General features: G+C 72.7%; 4 protein-coding genes. All 4 read left to right on the top strand.

Annotation, left to right across the window (positions count from 1 at the left end; translation table 11 throughout):
- Positions 1 to 22: 22 nt before the first annotated feature.
- The 4 genes from ACWD3D_RS34505 to ACWD3D_RS34490 all read left to right on the top strand — a co-directional run bounded on the left by ACWD3D_RS34505 (position 23) and on the right by ACWD3D_RS34490 (position 3,734).
- Complete coding sequence (locus tag ACWD3D_RS34505; RefSeq protein WP_451464640.1) at positions 23 to 472, top strand: thiol-disulfide oxidoreductase DCC family protein; 450 nt, start codon at positions 23 to 25, stop codon at positions 470 to 472.
- A gap of 10 nt (positions 473 to 482) precedes the next feature.
- On the top strand, positions 483 to 1,346 hold the full coding sequence (locus ACWD3D_RS34500) for a TetR family transcriptional regulator (protein ID WP_451464639.1): 864 nt from the start codon (positions 483 to 485) through the stop codon (positions 1,344 to 1,346).
- An 80-nt stretch (positions 1,347 to 1,426) separates the two neighbouring features.
- Entirely contained in the window at positions 1,427 to 1,903 is a 477-nt protein-coding gene (locus ACWD3D_RS34495; RefSeq protein ID WP_451464638.1) for a MarR family winged helix-turn-helix transcriptional regulator, read from the top strand.
- 244 nt (positions 1,904 to 2,147) lie between these two features.
- Complete coding sequence (locus tag ACWD3D_RS34490) at positions 2,148 to 3,734, top strand: DHA2 family efflux MFS transporter permease subunit (RefSeq protein WP_451464637.1); 1,587 nt, start codon at positions 2,148 to 2,150, stop codon at positions 3,732 to 3,734.
- Positions 3,735 to 3,790: the final 56 nt, after the last annotated feature.

Below are 3,790 nucleotides of genomic sequence, written 5' to 3'. Positions count from 1 at the left end.
GACGGAGATCCCGTCGCCGTACCTGCGCTCCGACGCCGAACTCTTCACGGGCACCCCGCCCCGGCGGACGGCGGTCCACCGGCTCACCGTGCTGTACGACCCCCAGTGCTCGCTCTGCGTCCACGTGCGCCACTGGCTGCGGGGGCAGCGCCAGCTCGTCCCGCTGGACCTGGTGCCCGCCGCGTCCGAGGAGGCCCGCCGGCGCTTCCCGGAGCTGGACCCCGCGACGACGCTTGAGGAGATCACCGTCGTCGGCGACCAGGGGCAGGTCTACCAGGGCGCCGCGGCCTGGATCGTCTGTCTCTGGGCCCTCGCCGACCACCGGCCTAAGGCGCACTGGCTCGCCACTCCGGCGGGCCGTCCCTTCGCCCGCGCGACGGCTCTGGCCGCCGCGAAGTACCGGTCGCTGACCGCCGCGCCCTGCGGCCCGGACGGCACCTGCGCGGTCCCCGCGCCGAAGGCGGACGGATAGCCTAGGGGCCGTGGCGAAGGACGAGCGGGACACCAAGGACAAGAACGGCGCGGCGGACGCCCAGACCCCGCGCGGCACGGACGGACGGACCGAGCGGAGGACGGCGGCGCCCGCCGCCCATTCCCCCGCGGGACCGGCGGCCGAAGCCGGGAGCGCCACCGCCGAGAAGGGCGCCGGACGGAGCTCCGCGAAGAGCGAGCAGACCCGCACGGTCATCCTGGAGACGGCTCTGCGGCTCTTCCAGGAACGCGGTTACGACAAGACCACCATGCGGGCCATCGCCCAGGAGGCGGGCGTCTCGGTCGGCAACGCGTACTACTACTTCGCCGGCAAGGAACACCTCGTCCAGGGCTTCTACGACCGCATCGGGGCGGAACACCGGGCCGCGGCACGGATCGTCCTGGACCGCGAGACCGATCTGGAGGCCCGCCTCGCGGGCGTACTGACCGCCTGGCTGGACGTGGCCACGCCGTACCACGAGTTCGCGGCGCAGTTCTTCAAGAACGCGGCCGACCCGGACAGCCCGCTCAGCCCTTTCTCCGCGGAGTCGGAGCCCGCCCGCGAGGCGGCCATCGCCCTGCACCGCGAGGTACTGGCGGGCTCGAAGGCGAAGGTCCCCGAGGAACTGGCGGACGCCCTGCCCGAGCTGATGTGGCTCTCCCAGATGGGCCTGGTCCTCTACTGGGTGTTCGACCGCACCCCGGACCGCGAACGCACCCGGCGGCTCGCCGTCCGGGGCGCCCGGCTCACCACGCGGGGCGTCGCGCTCGCCCGTTTCCGGGTGCTGCGGCCACTGGTGCGCGAGGTGCACGAGCTGTTCACGGACTTCCTGCCGGGGATGGCCTCGGCGGCGGTGGCGCACAAGAAGAGCTGACGTCCGTCCCGGCGGCACACGCCCCGCACCCCCATCACCTCTTTTGACATACCTATCGGAGCAGACCTAAAGTCCGGACCATGCCCGCCACCCGCGCGTCCGCGCAGGACGACTCCCGAGCCTCCGCGCTCGCGTCCGTCCTGCCTGCGCTGAACCGGGCACTCGACCGCCGGATCGCCCAGGACTTCCCGGGCCCCAAGCCGCCGGAGGGGCAGCTCGCGCTGCTGCGTTTCGTGTCGCAGTACGAGGGCTCCACCGTCCGCGAAGCGGCCGACGCGCTGCTGATGCGGCCGAACAACGTGAGCGCCCTGGTCTCCCGGCTCACCGCGGCAGGGCTGCTGGAGCGCCGCCCCGACCCCGCGGACAAGCGTGTCGCGCATCTGTACCCGACCTCCCGGGCCAGGCGCGAACTGGCCGAGGTGCGGCGCCTCCAGGGCGTCCACCTCGCCCGCGCCCTGGAGTCCCTCACCGATGGTGAGCAGGACGCGCTGGGGTCCGCCCTCGGCGCGCTGAACGCGCTGACGGACGCGCTGCACCCGGCGCCCGCGGCCGAGTAGCACCTCCCCCTACCGGAAGATCCCTGGAGATCCCGCGAGATCCCTGGGGATCGATCCCCGGGAATCCTGGCACACCCCGGAGACACGTCCCGGCCCACCCGCGCGCCTTCCGGCGCCGCGGCCCCCGGCGTTCCCCGTGTACCGCCCGCGCGGCTCACCCCCGTTCTCACCCCCGTACCCCCGGGGACCTTCGGGCTCTTCCGGCGACCCCGTAACCCCTCCCTCAGAAGGACAAGGCACACCCATGTCGTCCACCACCGTGGATTCCTCACCCCTGCCCGCTTCCTCCCCACCCCCGGCGGCCACGTCCGCGGGGCGCCGCGCGAACCCCTGGCTGACGCTGGTGGCCGTCTCCTTCGGCCTGTTCATGGTCCAGCTCGACGCGTCGGTGGTGGCCATCGCCAACCCCGAGATCGGCCGCGACCTCGACGCGTCCACGGCCGGGCTCCAGTGGGTGACCAACGCCTACCTGCTGGCCCTCGCCGCCTCGCTGATCCTGGGCGGCAAGCTCGGCGACCGGTTCGGCCGGCGCACCTACTATCTGGCGGGGGTCGTCGGCTTCACGCTCGCGTCCGTCGCCATCGGGCTGTCGGGCTCGATCGGGAGTGTCGTGGTCTTCCGCGTGCTCCAGGGCTTCTTCGGCGGTCTGCTGATGCCGAACACCCTGGGCCTGCTCCGCGCGGTCTTCCCGCCGCGCAAGTTCGGTATGGCGGTCGGTCTGTGGGCGATGGTCTCGACCGTGTCCACGGCGCTCGGCCCGATCGTCGGCGGCCTGCTGGTCGAGAACGTCAGCTGGGAGTCGGTCTTCTGGGTCAACGCGCCCATCGGCGTGATCGCGGTACTGGTCAGCGCGTTCGTGCTGCCGCAGAGCAAGGACTCCACGGGTCACCACCGCTTCGACGTGCCCGGAGTGGTGCTGCTGGCGGCCGGCCTGATCTGCGTGATCTTCGGTGTGGTCAAGGCCGAGACCTGGGGCTGGGGTTCGGCCGGGACGCTCGGCACGATCCTCGCCGGCGTGCTGGTCCTGGTGGGCTTCGGCTTCCACGAGACGCGTCAGGAGCACCCGTTGCTGCCGATGCGGCTGTTCCGCATCCGCTCCCTGACGATCGGTGCAATCGTCACCGCGCTGAACTTCTTCGTGATGCTCGGCGTGCTCTTCTTCGTGATGCTCTACCTCCAGAACGTGCGGGGCTTCTCACCGGTGGAGGCCGGAGTACGCATCCTGCCGCTGAGCCTCGCCTCGCTGGTGGCCGCGCCCCTGGGGGCCGCGCTGACCGGTCGCTTCGGTCCGCGTCTGACCATGCCGTTGGGCATGGTGCTCCAGGCGGCGGCGGCCTTCACCATGCTGACCTGGGACACCGATTCGTCGTACGCGACGATGTGGCCGCCGTTCGTCGCGCTCGGGCTGGGGGTCGGCATGGTGCTCGCCGCCTCCTCGGACGCGATCGTCGGACAGGCTCCGGTCCGGGACGGCGGTGTGGCGGGCGGCCTCCAGGCCACCGCGCTGCAGATCGGCGGCGCGCTCGGCACCTCGGTGCTGGTCTCGTTGATCAGCGGCCGGGTCGGTTCCACGCTCGTCGGCGAACTGACCGGTGCGGGGGTACCCGCGCAGATCGCGGACGGCCTGGCCGGGGCGGGGGACGCGGTGTCGATGGGTGTCGCCCCGGTCTCCGCCTCGATGTCCGCCCCGTTGCGGGCGGCCGTCGTGGAGGGCAGCGGCCAGGCGTTCATGAACGGCGTGCACACCGCCGTCACCGTCACCGGCGTCCTCTGCCTGGCCGGCGCCGCCGTCGCGGCTGCGGGCCTGCGCCGGGGGCCCACCGCGCACTGACGGTCCACGCCGACGCTCCTGCGTACGAAGACGGCCCGCCCGCGGAATCCCTTCCG

The organism is Streptomyces sp. NPDC002690 (assembly GCF_053592415.1).
The sequence above is the reverse complement of the archived record's forward strand: the minus strand, read 5'-3'. Positions and strand labels throughout refer to the sequence as shown.

Excerpts from the sequence above, each read along its gene's own strand:
- ACWD3D_RS34495 (WP_451464638.1), top strand. The coding sequence starts at position 1,427 with ATGCCCGCCACCCGCGCGTCCGCGCAGGACGACTCCCGAGCCTCCGCG.
- ACWD3D_RS34490 (WP_451464637.1), top strand. The coding sequence starts at position 2,148 with ATGTCGTCCACCACCGTGGATTCCTCACCCCTGCCCGCTTCCTCCCCA.